The organism is Streptomyces montanisoli (assembly GCF_017813245.1).
Classification (GTDB): Bacteria; Actinomycetota; Actinomycetes; order Streptomycetales; family Streptomycetaceae; genus Streptomyces; species Streptomyces montanisoli.
The window spans coordinates 1-20,472 of sequence record NZ_JAGIQL010000035.1 but is presented as its reverse complement, the minus strand read 5'-3'; the positions used below and the strand labels follow the sequence as shown (position 1 = coordinate 20,472).

The following is a 20,472-nucleotide window of genomic DNA, read 5'->3' as shown; positions in this document are numbered from 1 at the left end:
GCATGAGGTGCCAAAAAGAGGCATGAGGTGCCAAGAGGAAGCGCGCGCCGCCCGGTTGCCGGGACGGAGGCGCCGCCGTGCGCCGGCAGTCACCGGCGCGGGTGGGCGCCGAACCGACGGCGCCCGGGGCGGCTGCGTCACCGGCCGCCCGCTCGTTTGAGATTAACCGACCGGTAACGAGCGCGCCAGACCCCAGGGCCGGACTTTCCCGTGTGCCCTGCGCCACCCGGCGGCCGCGGATACGCTCACGGCACATGAACGCCTTGGACGGCACGGATGCCGCGGACGCTTCGGACGCTTCGGACGCCGACTTCCTGGACCTCGCGAACCGGGTACGCGACGAGTCAGGGAACTCGTCCACCTGCGACGATCTGCTGCGCACTGGCGACGCCCAGAAACTCGCCGCCGTCCTCGTCGCGCCCGGGCAGCCGCTCTGGGCGCGCGAGATCGCCGCCTTCCGGCTCGGCTGCGCCCGGGACACACGCGCCTTCGAGGCGCTGGTCCTGCTGCTCAACCACCGCGACCCCGAGCGCTGCGTCGCCGCATCCCACGCCCTCGCGCTCCTCGGCGACCCGCGCACCCCGCGCGCGGCCGCCGCGCTCGCCACCAACCCGCTGCGCACCGCCTACGCCCTGCACCCCGTGCGCCTGCTGACGCGGCTGCGCGCCCCCGAGTCCGTGCCCGCGCTGATCACCACCCTCGACGGACTGCTGACGCCGGGCGAGCCGCACTGGCGCGTCGCGCTCGCCTGCGTGGAGGGCCTCGGCGCGCTGGGCGACCGCCGCGCCGTGCCCGTACTGCGCGCCGCGCTCGGTCATCCGCGGCTCTCGGCGGCCGCGGGCCGCGCGCTCAGCTCCCTCGCATAACGCACCTCGGGCACCGGCACGCCCGCGTACTCCTCCGCACTCCCGGCGCCGTCGGCCGCGAACCCCGCCAGCCCGTAGAAGCGGCGCGCCCGCGCGTTGCCGGCCGCCACCCACAGCCACATGCGCGAACGGCCCGCGCCCGCGGCCCCGGACACCACCTCGGCCATCAGGGCGCGCCCCACCCCGCTCGCCACATGGCCGGGCCGCACGTACAGCGCGTACAGCTCCGCCGTGCCCGCCGGGGCGTCCTCGTCCCTCGGCGGCCCCCAGCAGCCCCAGCCGACCACCTCGCCCTCGCGCTCCGCGACGAGGTTGACGACCCGGTCACCGGCCGCGAGGAACTGCCTGCGGCGCACGGCGGTGTCCGCCTCGACGCTCATCGCGTCCAGGAACGCGCGCGGCATCAGCCCCTCGTAGGCGAACCGCCAGCCCTCCACACGCACCGCGGCCACCGCCGCGCAGTCCCCGAGCGCCATCGCGCGTACGCAGACGGCGCGCACGCTCACCGGCCGCCCCCGCCGCCCCCGGCGACCACGGCAAACGCTTCGATCTCGACCAGCAGTTCGGGCCGTATCAGTGCCGCCACCTGCACGGCGGAGCTCGCCGGCGGCCGTGCCGGGTCGATCACCGCGTCGCGCGCCGCCCGGACGGCGGGCAGGTGCGCGACGTCCGTCACGAAGAAGGTCAGCTTGACGACATCGGAGAAACCGGCGCCCGCGGCGGCCAGGCAGCGGCGCAGGTTCTCGAACACCTGCCGCGCCTGAGCGGCCGGATCGCCCTCCCCGACGACGCGGCCCCGCTCGTCGAAGGCGCACTGGCCCGACACGGCGACGAAGGTGCCTGAACCCATGACGACGTGGCTGTAACCGCTGCCGGGCGCGACGCCCTCCGGTGCGGTGAGATGTGTGAGACGGCTCATCGGGCCATCCTCACCGACGAGGCCGTCGGCCCTCCACGGGATTTCCGCGCCGTCGCGCGGGCGGGCGCGCCTCACAGCAGGGTCAGCTGCTCCGGCTCGGGCTCCTGCTCCGGTGCGGGCACCGCGCCATCGGCGCGCCCGGCGGCCGCGGGCGCGCCGCGCGTGGAGCGGCCGCGCGGCCCTATCCCGTAGGCGTCGGCCAGCTCGTGCACGGCCCTCGTGATGCGGCGCTGGTACCACTTCGGCGCGTACGCGCCGCCCGCGTACAGCCGCTCGTAGCGGTCCACCAGCTCGGGGTGGCGGCCGCGCAGCCACGCCATGAACCACTCGCGTGACCCGCCAGGCCGCAGGTGCAGCGTCAGTGGGGTGACCGAGGAAGCGCCGGCCGCCGCGATCGCCCGTACCGTCGCCCGCAGTTGGTCCTCGCTGTCGCTGAGGAACGGCAGTACGGGCGCCATCAGCACCCCGCAGTCCACGCCGATCCCGGCCATCGACCGCACCACGTCGAGCCTGCGCTCGGGCGCGGGCGCGCCGGGCTCCACGGCCCGCCACAGCTCAGCGTCGGTGAAGCCGACCGAGACGGACACGCCGACGTCGCACACGCGCGCGGCGTCCCTCAGCAGGTCGAGGTCGCGGAGGATCAGCGTGCCCTTGGTCAGGATGGAGAACGGGTTGGCTCTCTCACGCAGCGCCGAGATGATGCCGGGCATCAGGCCGTAGCGGCCCTCGGCGCGCTGGTAGCAGTCGACGTTCGTGCCCATCGCGACATGCTCGCCCTGCCAGCGCGGCGACGCGAGGTCCCTGCGCAGCAGCTCCGGCGCGTTGACCTTCACCACGATCTGGGAGTCGAAGCCCTCGCCCGTGTCGAGGTCCAGATAGCTGTGGGTCTTGCGGGCGAAGCAGTAGACGCACGCGTGCGAGCAGCCGCGGTACGGGTTCACCGTCCAGTCGAACGGCATCCGGGACGCCCCCGGCACCCGGTTCAGGATCGACCTGGCTCTGACCTCGTGGAACGTGATCCCCCTGAACTCGGGGGTGTCGAACGTCCTCGTCGTGACCGCGCTCGTGGCGAAGAGCGGGGCAGGCGCGCCCGGCCCGCCCGTGGTGGAGCCGGAGGCGTCCGCCGTGTGCCCGTCGGCCAGATGGTCCCAGCGCATGAGGTCCCTCCTCGGTAGTGCTGGAACGAGAATAGAACAAATGTTCCCTTGATCGTGCGCGCGGCGGACGGGACCCCGATTTGGGTCGCGGATGCGGGGGTGGTTGGCTTGGCGGCGTCCCACCCAGGAACCGATTGCTGGAGGAACAGCCATGGCGCAGGTCGAAGCCACGACGGAGCGGGTCATCGCGGCGAAGGCGGACGACGTGTTCGACGCGCTGGCCGACTACAAGGACACGCGGCCCACGCTGCTGCCCGAGAACTTCAGCGAGTACCAGGTGCGCGAGGGCGGCGACGGCGACGGAACGCTGGTGCACTGGAAGCTCCAGGCCACCAAGAAGCGGGTGCGCGACTGCCTGCTCGAGGTGACCGAGCCGTCCGACGGGCAGCTCGTCGAGAAGGACCGCAACTCCTCCATGGTCACCACCTGGGTGGTCACCCCCGCGGGCGAGGGCCGCTCGAAGGCCGTCGTCACCACGGTCTGGGACGGCGCGAGCGGCGTCGGCGGCTTCTTCGAGCGCACCTTCGCGCCCAAGGGCCTCGCCGCGATCCACGACCAGGTCCTGGCCAAGCTGGCCCAGGTCACCGAGAGCAAGACCTCGGGCGGCGCCTCCGCCTGAGCACGCCCCGGTCAGCGCGGTAGTCGCCCGAGTCACCGATACGGGTGGATTTACCGTCGGAATCTCGTGACACCCCCTCGGCGCGCGCCGCGCGGAAAGCCCCTGATGGGCGCCCCGGCGCACGCCTGAACGTCCAACGCGCCCCCCTCGTCTCCCGTTTCGGGGTCACTTCATTCGCTTGCTCCCACTTGGCGCGCAATGCGAAGAATGACGCCGCGCAGGTGTGACGAGGGGAGCAGTACGTGGGCGGCACGACCACTCTGGTGAAGGAAGCGGCGGACGACGCCGGGCACGGTCACGGGCCCGCGGCCGAGACCGCTGGAGCGCAGGCCGCCGCCGCGGCCGCGCCGCCCGAACCGGCGCCGGCACAGGCCGGCGAACAGGCCCGGGACGGCACCGCGCTCGACCCGCGCCGGGTACGGCTCGTCTTCGTCGGCCTGATGCTCGCGCTGCTGCTCGCCGCGCTCGACCAGATGATCGTGGCGACCGCGCTGCCGAAGATCGTCGGCGACCTGCACGGCCTCGACCGGATGTCCTGGGCGATCACCGCCTACCTCCTGACGTCCACGGTCGGGCTCCCCGTCTACGGCAAGCTCGGCGACCTGTTCGGCCGCAAGGGCGTCTTCCTGTTCGCGATCATCGTCTTCGTGATCGGCTCCGCCCTCTGCGGCTGGTCGCGTTCGATGAACGAGCTGATCGCGTTCCGCGCCCTGCAGGGCGTCGGCGCGGGCGGCCTGATGATCGGCGTGCAGGCGATCATCGGCGACATCGTGCCGCCCCGCGAACGCGGCCGGTACATGGGCCTGATCGGCGGCGCGTTCGGTCTCGCGTCCGTCGCGGGGCCGCTGCTCGGCGGGTTCTTCACCGACCACGCCACCTGGCGCTGGTGCTTCTGGTTCAACGTCCCCTTCGGGCTCGTCACCTTCGCCGTCGTCATGCTCGTACTGAAGCTGCCCAGGCGCACCACCAAGGCCAGGCTCGACGTGCTCGGCGCGCTGCTGCTGACCGCCGCGTCCACCTGCGTCGTGCTGCTCACCAGCTGGGGCGGCACCGAGTACGCCTGGGGCTCGCGCGTCATCCTCGGCCTGGCGGCGGGCGCGCTCGGAGCGGCCGTGCTCTTCCTCGTCGTCGAGCGGTTCGCCGCCGAACCCATCATCCCGCTCAGGCTGTTCCGGGACGCCGTCTTCAACGTCTCGGGGCTGGTCGGCGCGGTCATCGGCGTCGCGCTGTTCGGCGCGGCCAGCTACCTGCCCACCTTCCTGCAGATGGTCGACGGCGTCAGCGCCACAGGCTCCGGCCTGCTGATGCTGCCGATGATGGGCGGCGTCGTCATCGCCTCCGTCGTCTCGGGGCAGCTGATCAGCCGCACCGGGCGCTACCGCGTCTACCCGGTGCTCGGCAGCGCGGTCTCCGCCGTCGGCATGTGGCTGCTCTCCCGCCTGGACGCCCACACCTCGCACCTCGCCACCGGCGCCGCGCAGGCGGTGCTCGGCGTCGGCATCGGTCTCGTGATGCCGGTGCTGGTGCTCGCCGTGCAGAACTCCGTGCGCCCCGCCGACCTGGGCACCGCCACCAGCGCCAACAACTACTTCCGCCAGATCGGCGGCAGCGTCGGCGCGGCCGTCTTCGGCACCCTGTTCGCGAACCGCCTCACGGGCGCGCTCGCCCACCGGCTTCCCGCCGGAGGCGGCCTGCCGAACGCCGAGTCGATCACGCCGCAGGCGGTCCACGCGCTGCCGCGCGCGCTGCGCGACGCGTACGTCGAGGCGTACGCGGACGCCATGCCGCGGATCTTCCTCTACCTCGTGCCGGTGCTCGTCCTCGGCCTGTTGATCGCCTTCTTCCTCAAGGAGAAACCGCTGGTGTCCCACAACGCCCCCACCGTCGAGCCCACCGACATCCCCGCCGCGCGCAACGCCGCGTCCGGGCAGCAGGCCCCGATGTACGCCGCTCCCGCGCCCACCGTGTCCGCGCCCGCCCACGGCGGCGGGGTCGCGGTCTGCGGCACCGTCCAGCACTACGACGGGACGGTGGTGCCGCGCGCCGCGCTCACCCTCATCGACGTGCAAGGTCAGCAGATCGGCCGGGGCGCGAGCAACGAGGAGGGCCGCTACGCGCTGACCGTGCCGGGCGCCGGCTCGTACGTGATGATCGCGGCGGCCGGCGGGCACCAGCCGCAGGCGGTCACCGTGACCGTCGGGGACCGGCCTGTCGACCTGGACGTGGTGCTCGGCGGGGCCGGGCGGCTCGCGGGCGCCGTGGTCACGGCGGACGGCACCCCCGTACGGGACGCGGCCGTCACCCTCACCGACGTGCGCGGCGAGGTCGTGGCGTCCACCCGCAGCGGCCGCGAGGGGATGTACGTGATCGGCGAGCTCGTCGCCGGCGAGTACACCCTCGCCGCGAGCGCGCCCGCCTTCAGGCCCGCCGCCCTGCCGGTGAGCGTGCAGTCGTCCCGCGAGACCCGGCAGGACGTCGAACTCGCGGGCGGCGCGGTGCTGCGCGGAACGGTGCGGGCCTCGGGCGGACGCGCCGTCGAGGACGCGCGCGTCACCCTGCTCGACGCGGCGGGCAATGTCGTCGACACGCTGACCACGGGGCCCGACGGGACGTTCCGCTTCGTCGACCTGTCCTCGGGCGAGTACACGGTGATCGCCGCGGGCTACCCGCCGGTCGCCACCGTGCTCCAGGTCGCGGGCGGCGGACGCACGGAGCGCGACCTCCAGTTGGGGCACGAGGACTGAGGCGGCCCGGCGAGGACTTGACTGAAATTCAGTCAAGCCGGTGGCTGGTCAGAGGCCGAACACCTCTTCCCCGATTGCCCCACGGCGGGCCCGGTCAGGGCCGTACCGTGGTGGGCAGGGCCGCGGACGACGGCGGCACGGAAGGAGTCCTCTCCCCATGGACAGTGGTTTTCCGCCGGCTCTGCCGCACCGGATCGCCGCGGCCGGGCGGATACCGCTCGGCGTGGCCGTCGTGGACCGGCACGGCCTCGTGTCGCACTGGTCGACGGGGGCACGGCAGCTTTTCGGCCACTCCGCGCGAGAGGCCGTGGGCCGGTACGGCGGCGACCTGATGCCGGTCTCCGGCGGCCTCGCCCCCGGCCACCGGCCGGCCGCCGCCCACCCGGCGGCGGGGCGCGCGACCGTCCACGCGCCCGACGGCGCCAGGACGGACATCCTGTGGTGGACGTACCCGCTGGGCGCCGCCCGCGGCCACCTCGTACTCGCCGCCGACGGCCGCGGGCTGACACGCGGCGGATCGCCCGTGACGCCGTCGGGACCGCGCGTCATGCCGGGCTTCGCCCGCCACACCCGCTTCCCCGACGGGCGCGGGCTCGCCGAGAGGCTCCCGGGCATCATGCCGGCGATGAGCCGGTCCGATGCCGCGCGCATCACCGCACGCGTGCTGGAACTCGGCTACCCGGTCCTTGAGTTCACCCACCACCAGGTTCCGCTTACGCCGGTGCGCCAGGTGCCGCGCCAGGCGGGCCATGTGGGGCGCGCGTGCGCCGCTAACGCAGCGTCGCTGTGAGGCTCCTGCCGTAGGCCTGCCGCGTGTCGGCCACCACGCGCGTGCCGCCGGGAACGCGCGACACCCGAACCCCGTCGTCCGCCGTGACCGCGCCGAGCGTGCGGCCCCGCAGGACGACCTCCACCCGGTCGCGCCGCGTCGTGGGGTCGGCCAGCGCGACGGTGACGCCGCCGCCCCGGCGCGTCCTGCGCACGAGCACGGAGGCGGGCCCTTCGACGCTGACGCCCGCGGCGCGGTGGGTGCCCGAGGCGAATACGTTCACCGCCGTGAGACCGAGGCCGCGGTGCTCGATCGCCTGCACGCGCGCGGTGTTGGCCAGGACGGTCACCTCGCGGCGCGCGCGGTACGCGGCCAGGGCGCGCTCGGTGGCGTGCGGCACGAGCACGTGCGCGGCCGTCAGGAAGGGCGCGCCCGCCGGCTGCTCGTAGACGAGCGAGAACACCTGCTTGGTGACGGGCGTGTCGGGGTTGGCCGCCCGCACGAGGCGCCTGCTGTGCGTGACCGTCTCGAGGCCCGCGGTGGGGGAGGGGCCGTCGAGGAAGACGTAGCCGACGGCCGCGTTCGCCGAGTCGTCCGCGTACCGCAGCCACTCCAGGGGCGCGGGCCGGCCGCCCGGCGAGAAGGGCCTGTGGTCGCGGCGGCGCGCGGTGAGGGTGACGTCGGAGTCCGGGTCCGCGATCCTGGTGTCCAGCGTGGTGGACACCGCGCGTCCCGCCCGGTCGCCCGCCCCCGCGACGAGCACCACGATCTCCTCGTCCAGCATGAACCAGGACTTGGTGGCCTCCGCGCCCCGGTAGGCGACGAAGTCGCCCGGCAGTTCCCCCGCCCGCTTCGCCGCGTAGTCCGCGTGCTGCCCCTGGACGAGCCCGGCCGCGCCGTAGCCGTCGAGGCTCGCGCCGCCCGACCAGAGCGCCGTGGTGCGCGGGAAGTACACGTACGTGTTCTGCGCCTCGGACGACGACGTGAACCCGGCCGCCGGGTTGTCGTACCACTGCGTGCCGTACAGCTCGGGTACCGTACGCCGCGTCTCGACGGGCGCGGTGACGCCGGCCAGCCGGTAGGGCGAGACGGCCGTGAAGTGGTCCGCGCCGAAGAAGCGCGACTGGTCCTGCCCCGTGAGGTAGAGGTAGTGGGCCCCGTCGCCCTGGAACCAGGGCATCAGGTTCTCGCCGCTCATGTACTCGTACGCGCTCACCCGCGACGAGGAGCGCGCGAGGGCGAACGCGAACCCGGGGCGCCGGTGCACCGTCCTGTCCATCGCGCAGAACGCGGCGTTGACGGAGCCGGCCGCCAGGTCCGCCGCGGGAACGGAGGAGTCGGCGAGGATGTCCGCGTGGCGCACGACGGTGAGCGGCGACGCGAACGAGGCCGGGTCGACGGCCACCGGCGAGGCCTCGTGCAGGAAGCGCACGTACCCCTTGAGCGCCGTCGCGTCGGCGCCCGTGGCGGAGGCGCTCAGCCCCACGGCGGCCTCCACGACGGCGGCCGTGTCCGCGTAGCCGGACGTGGTGCGGGAGACGCCTCGGCCCTTGACGATCTCCATCATCCAGCCCTCGAAGATCACCGGGGCGAACGAGTGCGCCAGCCATCCCCGTGCGACGCCCGTGACGGCGCCGGTGTCGGTGTACCCGGAGCCGTCCAGGATCGCGACGGTGTCGGCGATCCTGGAGAGCAGGTCCCTGCCGTACGAGCCGGTGTAGGCGACGGAGGCGTGCTGGAGGTAGGAGCCGTCCGCGTAGAAGCCGTCCGTCACCTGGTGGCTCAGATGGTACGGGTCGATGGTGGCGAGCACCGTCAACTGGTCGCCGACGGCCTTGGAGATGCGCGCGGAGTCGCCGAGCACGGCGCCCTGGAGGATGCGGTCGGTGGTGATGTCCGCGAGGTTCGCGCCGGTGTGGAAGCGCGAGTCGAGGTCGACGTCGCCGTCCTTGCCGTGGCGCAGGTAGCCGTCCATGGCGGCGACACAGGACGCGGTGAGGCCGGGCCGGTAGCCGGCGAGCTGGCGCTCAAGCAGCACCAGGGTGCGGCTGACCTGGGCCGAGATGCCGATCTCCCAGTTGTACCAGTTGCCGTAGTAGCCCTTCGACTGGTCGCCGTAGTAGTCGTCGTACAGGCGCGCCAGCCCGTCGATCACCCGGTGCTGCACCGCGGTGTCCCCGCGCAGCCCCGTGCCCGCGGGGCCGGGCAGCCGGGTGGCGAGGGCGATCTCGCAGAGGTACTGGAAGGACTTGGTCAGGGCGGTGTCGCTGGTGCCGAGCGGCAGCCCGTGGAACAGCTCGCCCGTCCCGGCCGCGTCCAGCGCGGCGATCCGGCCGCGCGCCGTGGCCTCGACTGCGGCCAGCTTCTTCGCGGCCTCGGGGCGCGCGTTGCTCTCGGCGGTCCCCGCGAGCAGCGCGACGGTACTGGCGAGCACGGCGGCCGGATCGCCCGCCGCCGCGTCGCCCGCGGCCCCGCCACCCGCGGCCGTGGTCAGCGCCCGGGCCTCGCCGGGGCTCGCCGCCGCGAGCAGGGCACCCGCGGGGAGCGACGAGAGCAGAGCGCGGCGCGAGATCGGCATGTCGACACTCCAGAGGCGGACGGGATGCGTGATGCTGCCCCAACCCCTCAACCGTAACTGGACATGTCAACCGCAGGCAGGCGGCGGTTTCCGCCGGGCAGCGGCCGTGCGCGCCGGGAGGGAAGGAACGCCGAACCCGGTACGGCGTCTGGATAAGACGCCGTACATCCGCCAGACTGCCCGCGTTCACCAGCATGGTGTCCGCGCGTCACCCGCAACGATCGGAGGGTCATCGGAATGGGCCGTACAGGCAGGACAGCGCGCCCCCGTCGATGGTGCGCGTGGGCGGGGGTGGCCGCGCTCGCCGTGCTGGGGGCGGCGGGCCCCGCGCACGCGGACACGAACGGGCACGGGCACGGGCACGGCGCACGCACCGCCACGCCGGTGAAGCACCTGGTCGTCCTCTTCGACGAGAACATCTCCTTCGACCACTACTTCGCGACGTACCCGTACGCGACGGGCGAGGACGGCACGCCCTTCAAGGCCTCCCGCCACACCCCGAAGTCCGTCGACAACCTGCGCACGGCGCACCTGCTCCGCCACAACCCCAACCAGTACGCGCCCAAGCGGCTCGGCCCCGACCAGGCCGTCACCTGCGACCAGCGCCACGACTACGACCGCGAGCAGTACGCCTACGACGGCGGCAAGGCCGACAAGTTCGTGCAGAACACCGAATCCGGCCGCTGCTCCGGCAACCTGTTCTACGAGCCCGGCGTCGTGATGGACTACTACGACGGCAACACCGTCACCGCCCTGTGGAACTACGCGCAGCACTACTCGCTGAGCGACAACTCGTTCGGCTCCGCGTACGGCCCCTCCACGCCCGGCGCGATCGAGCTCGTCTCGGGGCAGACGCACGGCGTGGTCTCCACCGACCCCACCTCGTCGACCGAGCATCCCGAGCGCACCGCGAAGCCGGACCCCGCCGCGGTCGCCTCGCCCGACGCGCACGGCGTCGGCACCCTCATCAACGACCCGGACCCCGCCTTCGACGACTGCTCCGACAGCGACCACACCAGCAAGAGCTCGCTGGCGATGCTGACGGGCAAGAACATCGGCGACCGGCTGAACGAGAAGGGCATCAGCTGGGGCTGGTTCCAGGGCGGCTTCAGGCCGAGCACCCCGTGGGACGGCCAGGACGGCCACTACGCCAAGTGCGCAGGCGACACCCACGCCAACGTGGGCGGCGCGTCCGTCGTCGACTACAGCCCGCACCACGACCCGTTCCAGTACTACGGCTCCACGGCCAACCCGCACCACCTCGCGCCGCGCAGCGTAGCTGAGATCGGCCACGCGGGCCGCGCGAACCACAACTACGACCTGACGGACTTCGACGCGGCACTCGGAGCGGGACGGCTGCCCGCCGTGAGCTTCCTCAAGGCGCCCGCCTACCAGGACGGCCACGCCGGCTACTCCGACCCGATCGACGAGCAGCACTTCCTCGTCGACCAGATCAACAGGATCCAGCGCTCGCCGCAGTGGAAGGACACCGCGGTCGTGATCGCCTACGACGACTCCGACGGCTGGTACGACCACGTCACCGCGCCCGTGACGAACGGCTCCAAGGACTCCACGGTCTCGTCCACCGGCAAGGCGACGGACAGCCCGATGTGCCAGTCGGGCCCGGCCGCCGCCGGCGGGTACCAGGACCGCTGCGGGCCCGGCGCCCGCCAGCCGCTGCTCGTGATCTCGCCGTACAGCAAGGTCGACCACATCGACCACACGAGGACCGAACAGGCGTCGATCATCCGCTTCATCGAGCGGAACTGGGGCACGCGCGACATCGGTGACCACTCGTTCGACCGGCGCGCGGGCAGCCTGCTGTCCATGTTCGACTTCCGCCACCCCAACAACCGGCAGACGCTGCTGAACAGCGACGGCTCGGTGCGCTCCGTCGGCCCGCTGCAGGAGGTGCGGCCCGTCAAGACGCACATCACCGGCCTGCGGGCGCAGGACGCGGCGATGCGGATGTCCACGGGCGACGGCGCGGGCGCGCTGCCGTGGACCGCGGCCGGCATCGGCGCCGCCCTGGTGGTGGCAGCGGCGACAGCGGTGGGCCTGCGCCGTCGCGCCGGCAGCCACAGGTGACACGAACCGCCGGGGAGCGGCGCCCCCGCCCCCGGCGGGACCGGCACACCGGGTGCCTTCTTCCCTGACACAGGGTGCGGTAGCGTGACGCCGGGTGGCGGGCGTGCGGTGATCCGCGCGCGGGCCGCATGGCAGGGGTTACGTGATGGGGTGCATGGTGGCAACGGGCAAGGTCATCCGTTTCGACACGGTCCGCGGCTACGGCTTCGTGGCGCCCAGCGGCGGCGGTGACGACGTCTTCCTGCACGTGAACGACCTCGTCGTGGACAAGTCCCTGGTCGGCCCCGGCGTGAGCGTCGAGTTCGACATCGAGAACGGCGACAAGGGCCTCAAGGCCGCCCGCGTCAGCGTGCTGGAGGACGGCATGTCCACCGGCGTCCCCGCCCGCCAGGCGCCGCGCTCGGCGATGGACGAAGGACTCTGCGACGTCCTGTCGCCCCGCGAGTTCACCGAGGAGGTCACGGAGGCCCTGCTCGCCGCCGCCCCCGGGATCACCGCGGAGCAGATCGTGGCGATCAGGCGCCACCTCGGGAAGCTCGCCGCCGACCACGGCTGGACCGAGGCATAGACCTCCGATCCCACGAGCCACGCACCGGCCCCGCACGGCGCACACCGCCGTGCGGGGCCGGTGTGCGCCGTGCGGGCGCGCGAGTGTTCTACTTGACGCGTTCGACAACGACGTCGGTGGGTGACGGCCCCACTGGCCTGGGAGAATGGGGCGGTTCTTGAAGATCCTCATCAGTGCCGACATGGAGGGCGCCACCGGTGTGACCTGGCCGGCGGACGTCCTGCCCGGGACACCGCAGTGGGAGCGCTGCCGGGCGCTGTTCACCTCCGACGTGAACGCCGCGGTGCTCGGCTTCTACGACGGCGGCGCCGACGAGGTCCTCATCAACGAGGCCCACTGGTCCATGCGCAACCTCCTGCTGGAACGGCTCGACAGCCGCGCCCAGATGCTGACGGGCCGCCACAAGTCCCTGTCCATGGTGGAGGGCGTCCAGCACGGCGACGTCGACGCCATCGCCTTCGTCGGCTACCACACGGCCGCCGGCACGGAGGGCGTCCTCGCCCACACCTACCTCGCCAACTCCATCACCGGAGTGTGGCTGAACGGCACGAGGGCCAGCGAGGGCCTGCTCAACGCGCACGTCGTCGCCGAGTACGGCGTCCCCGTCGTGCTCGTCACCGGCGACGACCTGACGTGCGTCGACGCCGACGGCTACGCGCCCGGAGCCCGCAAGGTCGCCGTCAAGGACCACGTGTCGCGCTACGCCGCCGTCTGCCGCACGCCCGAGCGCACCGCGGCGGACATCAGGTCCGCGGCCAAGGAGGCCACCGCGCTCGCCCACCGCCACGAGCCCGTCGACGGCGGCCCGTTCACGGTGGAGCTGGAGTTCGACGCCGCCCACCTGGCCGACGCCTCGACCGTCGTGCCGGGCGTCGCCCCGAGCGGCGAGCGGCGCGTCTCGTACACGTCACCGACGATGTACGAGGCGATCCGCACCTTCAAGGCCGTCACCACGATCGCCTCGTCCGCCGTGGAGGAGCAGTATGGCTGAGACCGACACCCCCGAAGTCGACCCCATCGACAGCAAGGCGCTCGACGAGGTGACCGCGTTCACCTCCGAGCTCATCCGCATCGACACCACCAACCGCGGCGGCGGCGACTGCCAGGAGCGCCCCGCGGCCGAGTACGCCGCGGCCCACCTCGCCGAGGCCGGACTCGAACCGGTCGTGCTGGAGCGCACCAAGGGCCGCGGCAACGTGGTCGCGCGGATCGCCGGCACCGACCCGTCGGCGGACGCGCTGCTCGTCCACGGCCACCTCGACGTCGTGCCCGCCGAGCCCGCCGACTGGAGCGTGCACCCGTTCTCCGGCGAGGTGCGCGACGGCGTGGTGTGGGGCCGCGGCGCCGTCGACATGAAGAACATGGACGCGATGATCCTCACGGTGGTCCGCGCCTGGGCCCGCCACGGGATCAGGCCGCGCCGCGACATCGTCGTCGCGTTCACCGCCGACGAGGAGGCCAGCGCCGAGGACGGCTCCGGCTTCCTCGCCGACCACCACCCCGAGCTCTTCGAGGGCTGCACCGAGGGCATCAGTGAATCGGGCGCGTACACCCACCACGCGGGCGGCCTCGAGCTGTACCCGATCGCGGCGGGCGAGCGCGGCACCGCCTGGCTGCGCCTGACCGCGCACGGCAGGGCGGGCCACGGCTCCAAGGCCAACGACGCCAACGCGGTCAGCCGCCTTGCGGCGGCCGTCGCCAGGATCGGCGATCACCGGTGGCCGTTGCGCATCACCCCCACCGTACGCGCGGCCATCGAGGAACTCGCCGCGCTCCAGGGCGTCGAGGCCGGATTCGGCACCGACGGCTTCGACATCGACGCGCTGCTCGACCGGATCGGCCCGGCCAGGGAACTCGTCGAGGCGACCGTGCGCAACAGCGCCAACCCGACCATGCTGGACGCCGGTTACAAGGTCAACGTGATCCCCGGGCACGCGACCGCCATGGTCGACGGCCGCACCGTGCCGGGCGGCGACGAGGAGTTCATCGCCACCATGGACCGGCTCACCGGTCCCGACGTGGACTGGGAGTTCGCCCACCGCGAGGTCGCCCTGCAGGCGCCCGTCGACTCGCCGACGTTCGCCAAGCTGCGCGCCGCCGTCGAGCGGTTCGCCCCCGAGGGCCACACCGTGCCGTACTGCATGTCGGGCGGCACCGACGCCAAGCAGTTCTCCCGCCTCGGCATCACCGGCTACGGCTTCGCCCCGCTCAAGCTCCCCAAGGGCTTCGACCACGACGCGCTCTTCCACGGCGTGGACGAACGCGTGCCGGTCTCCGCGCTGCACTTCGGCGTCCGCGTCCTCGACCACTACCTCAAGACCGCGTGAAGGAGCCGCACATGGCCACCGCATCGCAGTACGGCACCTGGCCGTCCCCGATCGACGCGGCGCTCGCCGCCTCCCACGACGGCAGGCCCGAGTACCTCGGCACCGTCGGCGACGAGGTCTGGTGGACCGCGCCGCGCCCGGCCGAGGGCGGCAGGCGCGCCCTCGTGCGCAGGCACGCCGACGGCACCGAGGAATCGGTACTGCCCGCCCCGTGGAACGTGCGCAGCCGCGTCATCGAGTACGGCGGCCTGCCCTGGGCGGGCACGCCGCGCGCCTCCGGCGGCCCGCTCGTCGTCTTCGCCCACTTCGCCGACCAGCGCCTCTACGCCTACGAGCCGGACGGCGACGGGCAGCCGCGCCCGCTCACCCCGCTCTCGTCCGTCGGCGGCGGGCTGCGCTTCGCGGACCTGAGGGTCCTGCCGGAGCGCGGCGAGGTCTGGTGCGTGATGGAGGAGTTCACCGGTCCCGCACCGACCGACGTGCGCCGCGCCGTCGTCGCCGTGCCGCTCGACGGCTCGGCCGCCGAGGACCGGGGCGCGGTGCGCGAACTGTCCGACGGGCGCCATCGCTTCGTCACGGGACCCCAGCTCTCGCCCGACGGGCGGCGCGCCGCGTGGATCGCCTGGGACCACCCGCGCATGCCGTGGGACGGCACCGAGGTCGTCCTCGCCGACGTACCCGCCGAGGGCGGCCCGTTCACCGGCCCCTTCACCGGCGCCGCCACCGTGCTCGGCGGCCCCGACGAGGCCGTCTGCCAGGTCGCCTGGGCCGAGGACGGCTCGCTGCTGTACGCGTCCGACCCCGGCGGCTGGTGGGAGCTGCGCCGCGTACCCGCGGACGGACTCGCCGACGCGCGCGCCCGCTCCACCGCGCTGCTGCCCGCGCGGCACGAGGAGTTCGGCGGCGCCCTGTGGCGCATCGGCATGCAGTGGTTCGCGCCGCTCACCGGCGGCAGGATCGCCGTCGTCCACGGCACGGGCACCAACGCGCTCGGCGTGCTCGACCCCGAGGCCGGCACCCTGACCGACGTGCCGGGCCCCTGGACCGAGTGGTCGTCCACGCTGGCGGTGCACGGCGACACCGTCGTCGGGCTCGCGGCGAGCGCCCGCACCTCGGCCGAGATCGTCGAGGTCGACACCTCATCCCTGGACGCACGCGTGATCGGCTCCGCCCACAGCGACGCCGTCGACCCGGCGTACCTCTCGCCCGGCGAGGAGCGCGTCTTCACAGGCCCCGGAGGGCGGGAGATCCACGCGCACGTCCACGCGCCGCACCACCCGGACTACACAGGGCCCGAGGGCGAGCTGCCGCCGTACGTCGTCTGGGTGCACGGCGGCCCCACCAGCCGCACACCCCTCGTGCTCGACCTGGAGATCGCCTACTTCACCTCGCGCGGCATCGGCGTCGCCGAGGTCAACTACGGCGGATCCACCGGCTATGGGCGCGCCTACCGCAACCGGCTGCGCGAGCAGTGGGGCGTCGTGGACGTCGAGGACTGCGCGGCGGTCGCCCTCGCGCTGGCCGCGGAGGGCTCGGCGGACCGGGCGAGGCTTGCCGTGCGCGGCGGCAGCGCGGGCGGCTGGACGACCGCCGCGTCCCTGACATCGCCCCTCGCGCGCGACGTGTGGGCCTGCGGCGCCATCAGCTACCCGATCCTGGACCTCGCGGGGTGGGCGAAGGACGAGACCCACGACTTCGAGTCCCAGTACCTGGAATCGCTGATCGGGCCGCTCGCCGAGGTCCCCGGACGCTACGCCGAGCGCTCCCCGATCAACCTCGTCGACGCCATCAAGGCACCGTTCCTGCTGCTCCAGGGGCTCGACGACGTGATCTGCCCGCCCGCGCAGTGCGACAGGTTCCTCGCCGCCGTCGCGGGACGCAGCATCCCGCACGCGTACCTCTCCTTCGAGGGCGAGGGACACGGCTTCCGCAGGAAGGACACGATGGTCCGCTGCCTCGAAGCGGAACTGTCGCTCTACGCGCAGACGTTCGGCTTCGAGCGCGACGACGTGCCCCGGCTGGAGCTGACCACGTGAGCGCACTCGCCCCCTTGATACGGCCGAGGCGCCTCGTGCCGGGCGACCGGGTCGCCGTCGTCGCACCCAGCGGCCCCGTACCCGAGGACCGCCTCCAGGCAGGCCTCGACATCCTGCGCGGCTGGGACCTCGACCCCGTCGTCGCGCCCCACGTGCTGGACCGGCACCCGCGCTTCGGCTACCTCGCCGGCCAGGACGCGGACCGGGCACGTGACCTGACGGCCGCCTGGTGCGACCCCGATGTGGCCGCTGTGCTGTGCGCACGCGGCGGCTACGGCGCCCAGCGCATGGTCGACCTGCTCGACTGGGACGCCATGCGTGCCGCCACACCCAAGGCGCTCGTGGGGTTCAGCGACATCACCGTGCTGCACGAGGCGTTCGCCACCCGGCTCGGCGTCGCCACCCTGCACGGGCAGATGACCTCCGCCGCCGTCTTCCTCAAGGACGCGGAGAGCCAGGAGCACCTGCGGGCGACGCTGTTCGAGCCCGAGTCCGTGCTGACGCTCGGCCTGCCCACGGCGCGTGCCCTGGTGCCCGGCCGGGCCAGGGGCATCACCCTCGGCGGCTGCGTCAGCCTCCTCGCGGCCGACCTCTCGACGCCGCACGCGCGCCCCTCGGCCGCGGGCGGGCTGCTGATGATCGAGGACACCGGCGAGGAGCCGTACCGCCTCGACCGCATCCTCACCCAGCTGCTGCGCGCCGGGTGGCTGGACGGCGTCGCGGGGATCGGCCTCGGCTCCTGGCAGGAGTGCGGACCCTACGAGGAGGTGCGTGACGTCTTCCTCGACCGGCTCGGCGGACTCGGCGTGCCGATCGTCGAGGAGATGGGGTTCGGGCACGGCGACACCGCCCTGACCGTGCCGTTCGGGGTGCCGGCCGTGCTGGACGCGGACACCGCCACCCTGACCCTGGAGGTGCCCGCGCTGACCTGAGCCGCGGCGCGCGCCCCGTTCGCGCGCGGTGGACGCGGGGCGCGCCCCGCGTCCACTGCCGTAGGGTCGTTCCCATGCTTCTCTGGATCAACGGTCCCTTCGGCGGCGGCAAGACGCAGACGGCCTACGAAATCCAGCGCCGGCTGCCCGGGAGCGTCGTCTGTGATCCGGAGCACGTCGGGTTCGGGCTGCAGCGGATGATGCCCGCCGAACTGCGGGGAGACTTCCAGGACCTGGAGGCCTGGCGTGCGGGCGTGCACGAGGTGCTCGACGTGACGCTGGCGAAGTACCCCGGCACGGTGATCGCGCCGATGACGCTGGTGGAGCCCGCCTATTTCAGACAGATCGTCGGCGGGCTGCGCGACGCGGGCCACGACGTACGCCACTTCGCGCTGCTGGCCAGGCGCGAGACGGTGCTGCGCCGGCTGCGGGAGCGCGGCCTCGGCCAGGTGATGCAGTACATCACCGGCAAGGAGGGCTCGCTGACGCGGGAGAGCTGGGCGGTGGGGCAGCTCGACCGCTGCCTCGAAGCGCTGGGCGGCGAGGAGTTCCGCGAGCACGTGTGGACCGACCACGTGCCCGTGCAGTCGGTCGCCGACCGCATCGCCGACGCCGCGGGGCTGCGCCTGCGGCCCAACACCGACGGGCCGCTGCTCGGCGGCGCACGCAGGGCGTGGACGGGCGTCAGGCACATCCGCCTCGACTGAGGAAACTCCCTGTTCCCGCACGTCAGCTCGGGTCTACGATGGCGCGATGCCCGACACGCGTGCCGCCGCCACCGCACTCGCCACCGGCGAGCGCACCTTCATCAGGCCCTTCCGCGGCGAGGACGCCGACGAGTTCACCGCGTCCGCCCGCGAGAGCCGGCACCTGCACAGGCCCTGGCTCTTCCCGCCGGACCAGCCCGACGCCTACGCCGCATACGCGGCCCGGCTCGCCGACGACCGGGACCGCCACGGCTTCCTCGTCTGCGCAACGTTCGACGGCAGGATCGCCGGGTTCATCAACGTCAACAACATCGTCATGGGAGCGATGCGCGGCGGCGCGCTCGGCTACGGGGTCTTCGCGCACGCGGCGGGGCGCGGCCTGATGAGCGAGGGTCTCGGGCTGGTGATGGGGCAGGTGTTCGGCCCGCTGGGGCTGCACCGACTCGAAGCGTGCATCCAGCCGACCAACACGGCGTCCATCGCGCTCGTGCGGCGCGCCGGGTTCCGCCTCGAAGGGTTCTCGCCCGACTTCCTCTTCATCGACGGCGCGTGGCGCGACCACGAGCGCTGGGCGATCACCTCCGACATGGTGCCGGCCGGCACGTCCTAGCGGCCGTCAGCGCCGCGACGGCCGGTTGATCTTCATCGTGTCCATGTCCGTGGCGGTGGAGCGCAGTTCCCCGTGGTCGTACCCCAGCGCGGCCAGGGCGCGCGCGGCGCGCTCCTCGGCGAGCAGAGCGGCCATCTCCTCGCCGTCGTCCGCGTCCGCGACGATCTCGTAGCGGTAGCTGAAGTGGTTCAGCGTCCGGTCGTAGGCGAGCGAGCCCTCCGGCGTGAACCGCAGCCCCGCGAGCCCGTGTCCTTCCACGTCGGCGAGCAGCCGCGCCCGGTCGGTGTCCGTCAGGCCGCGCCAGGCGCCCCGCACGATGACCCGGTAGGTGTGCTGGGTGCTCATGGGTGGTGCGTCCCTTCGCCGATCGTCACAGGTCCCGTGCACCCTACGGCCGGGGCGGCGGGGCGCGCGCGGGGTTTTCCGGGCGCCGGTGCCGTGGGCAGGCACCCTGGTCAGCGGCGCGTGCGCGCGGTTCGATGGGGGCTCGTCCCGATCGCTCGACCGCTTACGGATACGAAGTGAGGTTGCCGTGGCCACTGCCGTCCGACGCGCCGTGCTGACCCTGCCCGCCGCCCCCGTGGGACCGGAGAACCCACTGCCGCCGCTCCTCCCGCTCGACGAGGCGCACACCGTCGACCAGGACACCCTGCGCACGCTGCCGCCCCGCATGGCGCGCCAGGCGGGCCACGCGCCGCTGCGCTCCCCGCTGCCGGCGCGGATACTCGACGGCTACGGCAGGCGGCGCACACCGGCCCGCCTCGACGCCCTCGTGATCGAGAACGAGCGGCTGCGCGCGACGGTCCTTCCGTCGCTCGGCGGCCGGGTCCACTCGCTGACGCACAAGGAGACGGGACGCCAACTGGTCTACAGGAACCCGGTGTTCCAGCCCGCGAGCTTCGCCCTGAACGGTGCCTGGTTCTCCGGCGGCATCGAGTGGAACATCGGCGCCACGGGCCACTCGGCGCTGTCCTGCCTGCCCGTGCACGCGGCCGTGGTGACCGCGCCCGACGGCGGCCCGATGCTGCGGTTGTGGGAGTGGGAGCGGCTGCGTGACGTGCCGTTCCAGGTCGATCTGTGGCTGCCGGCCGACGCGGACTTCCTCTACGCGGGCGTGCGGATCCGCAACCCGCACGACGCTCCCGTGCCCGTCTACTGGTGGTCGAACACCGCCGTCGAGCAGGCGCGGGGGACCCGGGTGCTCGTGCCGGCCGAGGAGGCCTGGCACTACGGCTACGAGCGGAGCCTGCGCCGCGTCCCCGCGCCGCCCGAGCCGCTCGGCGGCGCGTACGCGGCCGACTGGTTCTACGACGTGCCGGACGGCGAGCGCAAGTGGATCGCCGCGCTCGACGTCGACGGGCGCGGCCTCGTCCAGACGTCCACGGACGGCCTGCCCGGCCGCAAGCTGTTCGCCTGGGGCACAGGGCCCGGCGGACGGCGCTGGCAGGAGTGGCTGACCGAGCCGGGCATGCCCGGGTACGCCGAGATCCAGGCCGGCCTCGCCCGCACCCAGCTGGAACACGTACCGCTCGAAGGGGGCGGCGAGTTCAGC

General features: G+C 73.4%; 18 protein-coding genes. 13 read left to right on the top strand and 5 right to left on the bottom strand.

Going from position 1 to position 20,472, the window contains the following annotated elements:
* The first annotated feature begins 254 nt into the window (after window positions 1-254).
* On the top strand, window positions 255-866 hold the full coding sequence (locus JFN87_RS11590) for a HEAT repeat domain-containing protein (protein WP_209339904.1): 612 nt from the start codon (window positions 255-257) through the stop codon (window positions 864-866).
* Here JFN87_RS11590 and JFN87_RS11585 read toward each other — a convergent pair.
* From JFN87_RS11585 to JFN87_RS11575, 3 genes are all read right to left on the bottom strand, one after another.
* Window positions 815-1,372 carry a GNAT family N-acetyltransferase gene (locus tag JFN87_RS11585; protein ID WP_307865408.1) on the bottom strand — a complete coding sequence of 186 codons (558 nt, stop codon included), beginning with the start codon at window positions 1,370-1,372 and terminating at the stop codon, window positions 815-817. The genes JFN87_RS11590 and JFN87_RS11585 overlap by 52 nt on opposite strands.
* Window positions 1,369-1,785 carry a RidA family protein gene (locus JFN87_RS11580; protein ID WP_209339903.1) on the bottom strand — a complete coding sequence of 139 codons (417 nt, stop codon included), beginning with the start codon at window positions 1,783-1,785 and terminating at the stop codon, window positions 1,369-1,371. The genes JFN87_RS11585 and JFN87_RS11580 overlap by 4 nt, the downstream gene beginning before the upstream one ends.
* Window positions 1,786-1,856: 71 nt before the next feature.
* Window positions 1,857-2,942, bottom strand: a complete 1,086-nt coding sequence (locus JFN87_RS11575) for an Rv2578c family radical SAM protein (protein ID WP_209339902.1) — start codon at window positions 2,940-2,942, stop codon at window positions 1,857-1,859.
* A gap of 151 nt (window positions 2,943-3,093) precedes the next feature.
* Between JFN87_RS11575 and JFN87_RS11570 the strand changes: the two genes are divergently transcribed.
* The 3 genes from JFN87_RS11570 to JFN87_RS11560 all read left to right on the top strand — a co-directional run bounded on the left by JFN87_RS11570 (window position 3,094) and on the right by JFN87_RS11560 (window position 7,095).
* Window positions 3,094-3,561 (top strand): SRPBCC family protein, encoded by a 468-nt coding sequence (locus tag JFN87_RS11570; RefSeq protein ID WP_209339901.1) that lies wholly within the window; start codon window positions 3,094-3,096, stop codon window positions 3,559-3,561.
* Between the two features lie 242 nt (window positions 3,562-3,803).
* A complete protein-coding gene (locus JFN87_RS11565; RefSeq protein WP_307865407.1) occupies window positions 3,804-6,305 on the top strand; it encodes an MFS transporter in 2,502 nt (833 codons plus the stop codon).
* 157 nt (window positions 6,306-6,462) lie between these two features.
* On the top strand, window positions 6,463-7,095 hold the full coding sequence (locus JFN87_RS11560; RefSeq protein WP_209339900.1) for a nitrogen regulation protein NR(II): 633 nt from the start codon (window positions 6,463-6,465) through the stop codon (window positions 7,093-7,095).
* Here JFN87_RS11560 and JFN87_RS11555 read toward each other — a convergent pair.
* Window positions 7,076-9,652 carry a polysaccharide lyase family 8 super-sandwich domain-containing protein gene (locus JFN87_RS11555; RefSeq protein ID WP_209339899.1) on the bottom strand — a complete coding sequence of 859 codons (2,577 nt, stop codon included), beginning with the start codon at window positions 9,650-9,652 and terminating at the stop codon, window positions 7,076-7,078. The two genes, JFN87_RS11560 and JFN87_RS11555, sit on opposite strands and share 20 nt — an antisense overlap.
* A 237-nt stretch (window positions 9,653-9,889) precedes the next feature.
* Here JFN87_RS11555 and JFN87_RS11550 point away from each other — a divergent pair, with 237 nt between their 5' ends.
* The 8 genes from JFN87_RS11550 (at window position 9,890) to JFN87_RS11515 (ending at window position 18,920) form a co-directional block, all read left to right on the top strand.
* Window positions 9,890-11,740 carry a phospholipase C gene (locus JFN87_RS11550; RefSeq protein ID WP_209339898.1) on the top strand — a complete coding sequence of 617 codons (1,851 nt, stop codon included), beginning with the start codon at window positions 9,890-9,892 and terminating at the stop codon, window positions 11,738-11,740.
* 154 nt (window positions 11,741-11,894) lie between these two features.
* Window positions 11,895-12,308 (top strand): cold-shock protein, encoded by a 414-nt coding sequence (locus tag JFN87_RS11545; protein ID WP_209339897.1) that lies wholly within the window; start codon window positions 11,895-11,897, stop codon window positions 12,306-12,308.
* Between the two features lie 157 nt (window positions 12,309-12,465).
* Window positions 12,466-13,299 carry a M55 family metallopeptidase gene (locus JFN87_RS11540; RefSeq protein ID WP_209339928.1) on the top strand — a complete coding sequence of 278 codons (834 nt, stop codon included), beginning with the start codon at window positions 12,466-12,468 and terminating at the stop codon, window positions 13,297-13,299.
* On the top strand, window positions 13,292-14,635 hold the full coding sequence (locus tag JFN87_RS11535; protein WP_209339896.1) for a M20/M25/M40 family metallo-hydrolase: 1,344 nt from the start codon (window positions 13,292-13,294) through the stop codon (window positions 14,633-14,635). Before JFN87_RS11540 ends, JFN87_RS11535 begins: the two co-directional genes overlap by 8 nt.
* 11 nt (window positions 14,636-14,646) lie before the next feature.
* A complete protein-coding gene (locus JFN87_RS11530) occupies window positions 14,647-16,671 on the top strand; it encodes a prolyl oligopeptidase family serine peptidase (protein ID WP_209339895.1) in 2,025 nt (674 codons plus the stop codon).
* Entirely contained in the window at window positions 16,668-17,603 is a 936-nt protein-coding gene (locus tag JFN87_RS11525) for a S66 peptidase family protein (protein ID WP_209339894.1), read from the top strand. The genes JFN87_RS11530 and JFN87_RS11525 overlap by 4 nt, the downstream gene beginning before the upstream one ends.
* A gap of 74 nt (window positions 17,604-17,677) precedes the next feature.
* The gene (locus tag JFN87_RS11520; protein WP_209339893.1) at window positions 17,678-18,310 is read left to right on the top strand and encodes an AAA family ATPase; all 633 of its coding nucleotides are present in this window, start codon (window positions 17,678-17,680) and stop codon (window positions 18,308-18,310) included.
* 46 nt (window positions 18,311-18,356) lie between these two features.
* Complete coding sequence (locus tag JFN87_RS11515) at window positions 18,357-18,920, top strand: GNAT family N-acetyltransferase (protein ID WP_209339892.1); 564 nt, start codon at window positions 18,357-18,359, stop codon at window positions 18,918-18,920.
* A 6-nt stretch (window positions 18,921-18,926) separates the two neighbouring features.
* Here JFN87_RS11515 and JFN87_RS11510 read toward each other — a convergent pair whose 3' ends face one another.
* Window positions 18,927-19,265, bottom strand: coding sequence for a DUF6204 family protein (locus JFN87_RS11510; RefSeq protein ID WP_209339891.1), 339 nt, complete (start codon window positions 19,263-19,265; stop codon window positions 18,927-18,929).
* 187 nt (window positions 19,266-19,452) lie between these two features.
* Between JFN87_RS11510 and JFN87_RS11505 the strand changes: the two genes are divergently transcribed.
* A partial coding sequence (locus JFN87_RS11505) for a DUF5107 domain-containing protein (protein ID WP_209339890.1) occupies window positions 19,453-20,472 on the top strand: 1,020 nt, incomplete at its 3' end.

What these genes read in the sequence shown, in the direction of transcription:
- JFN87_RS11590 (WP_209339904.1), top strand. Translation starts at nt 255, where the DNA reads ATGAACGCCTTGGACGGCACGGATGCCGCGGACGCTTCGGACGCTTCG.
- JFN87_RS11580 (WP_209339903.1), bottom strand. Translation starts at nt 1,785, where the DNA reads ATGAGCCGTCTCACACATCTCACCGCACCGGAGGGCGTCGCGCCCGGC.
- JFN87_RS11575 (WP_209339902.1), bottom strand. Translation starts at nt 2,942, where the DNA reads ATGCGCTGGGACCATCTGGCCGACGGGCACACGGCGGACGCCTCCGGC.
- JFN87_RS11570 (WP_209339901.1), top strand. Translation starts at nt 3,094, where the DNA reads ATGGCGCAGGTCGAAGCCACGACGGAGCGGGTCATCGCGGCGAAGGCG.
- JFN87_RS11560 (WP_209339900.1), top strand. Translation starts at nt 6,463, where the DNA reads ATGGACAGTGGTTTTCCGCCGGCTCTGCCGCACCGGATCGCCGCGGCC.
- JFN87_RS11555 (WP_209339899.1), bottom strand. Translation starts at nt 9,652, where the DNA reads ATGCCGATCTCGCGCCGCGCTCTGCTCTCGTCGCTCCCCGCGGGTGCC.
- JFN87_RS11550 (WP_209339898.1), top strand. Translation starts at nt 9,890, where the DNA reads ATGGGCCGTACAGGCAGGACAGCGCGCCCCCGTCGATGGTGCGCGTGG.
- JFN87_RS11545 (WP_209339897.1), top strand. Translation starts at nt 11,895, where the DNA reads ATGGTGGCAACGGGCAAGGTCATCCGTTTCGACACGGTCCGCGGCTAC.
- JFN87_RS11535 (WP_209339896.1), top strand. Translation starts at nt 13,292, where the DNA reads ATGGCTGAGACCGACACCCCCGAAGTCGACCCCATCGACAGCAAGGCG.
- JFN87_RS11530 (WP_209339895.1), top strand. Translation starts at nt 14,647, where the DNA reads ATGGCCACCGCATCGCAGTACGGCACCTGGCCGTCCCCGATCGACGCG.
- JFN87_RS11520 (WP_209339893.1), top strand. Translation starts at nt 17,678, where the DNA reads ATGCTTCTCTGGATCAACGGTCCCTTCGGCGGCGGCAAGACGCAGACG.
- JFN87_RS11515 (WP_209339892.1), top strand. Translation starts at nt 18,357, where the DNA reads ATGCCCGACACGCGTGCCGCCGCCACCGCACTCGCCACCGGCGAGCGC.
- JFN87_RS11510 (WP_209339891.1), bottom strand. Translation starts at nt 19,265, where the DNA reads ATGAGCACCCAGCACACCTACCGGGTCATCGTGCGGGGCGCCTGGCGC.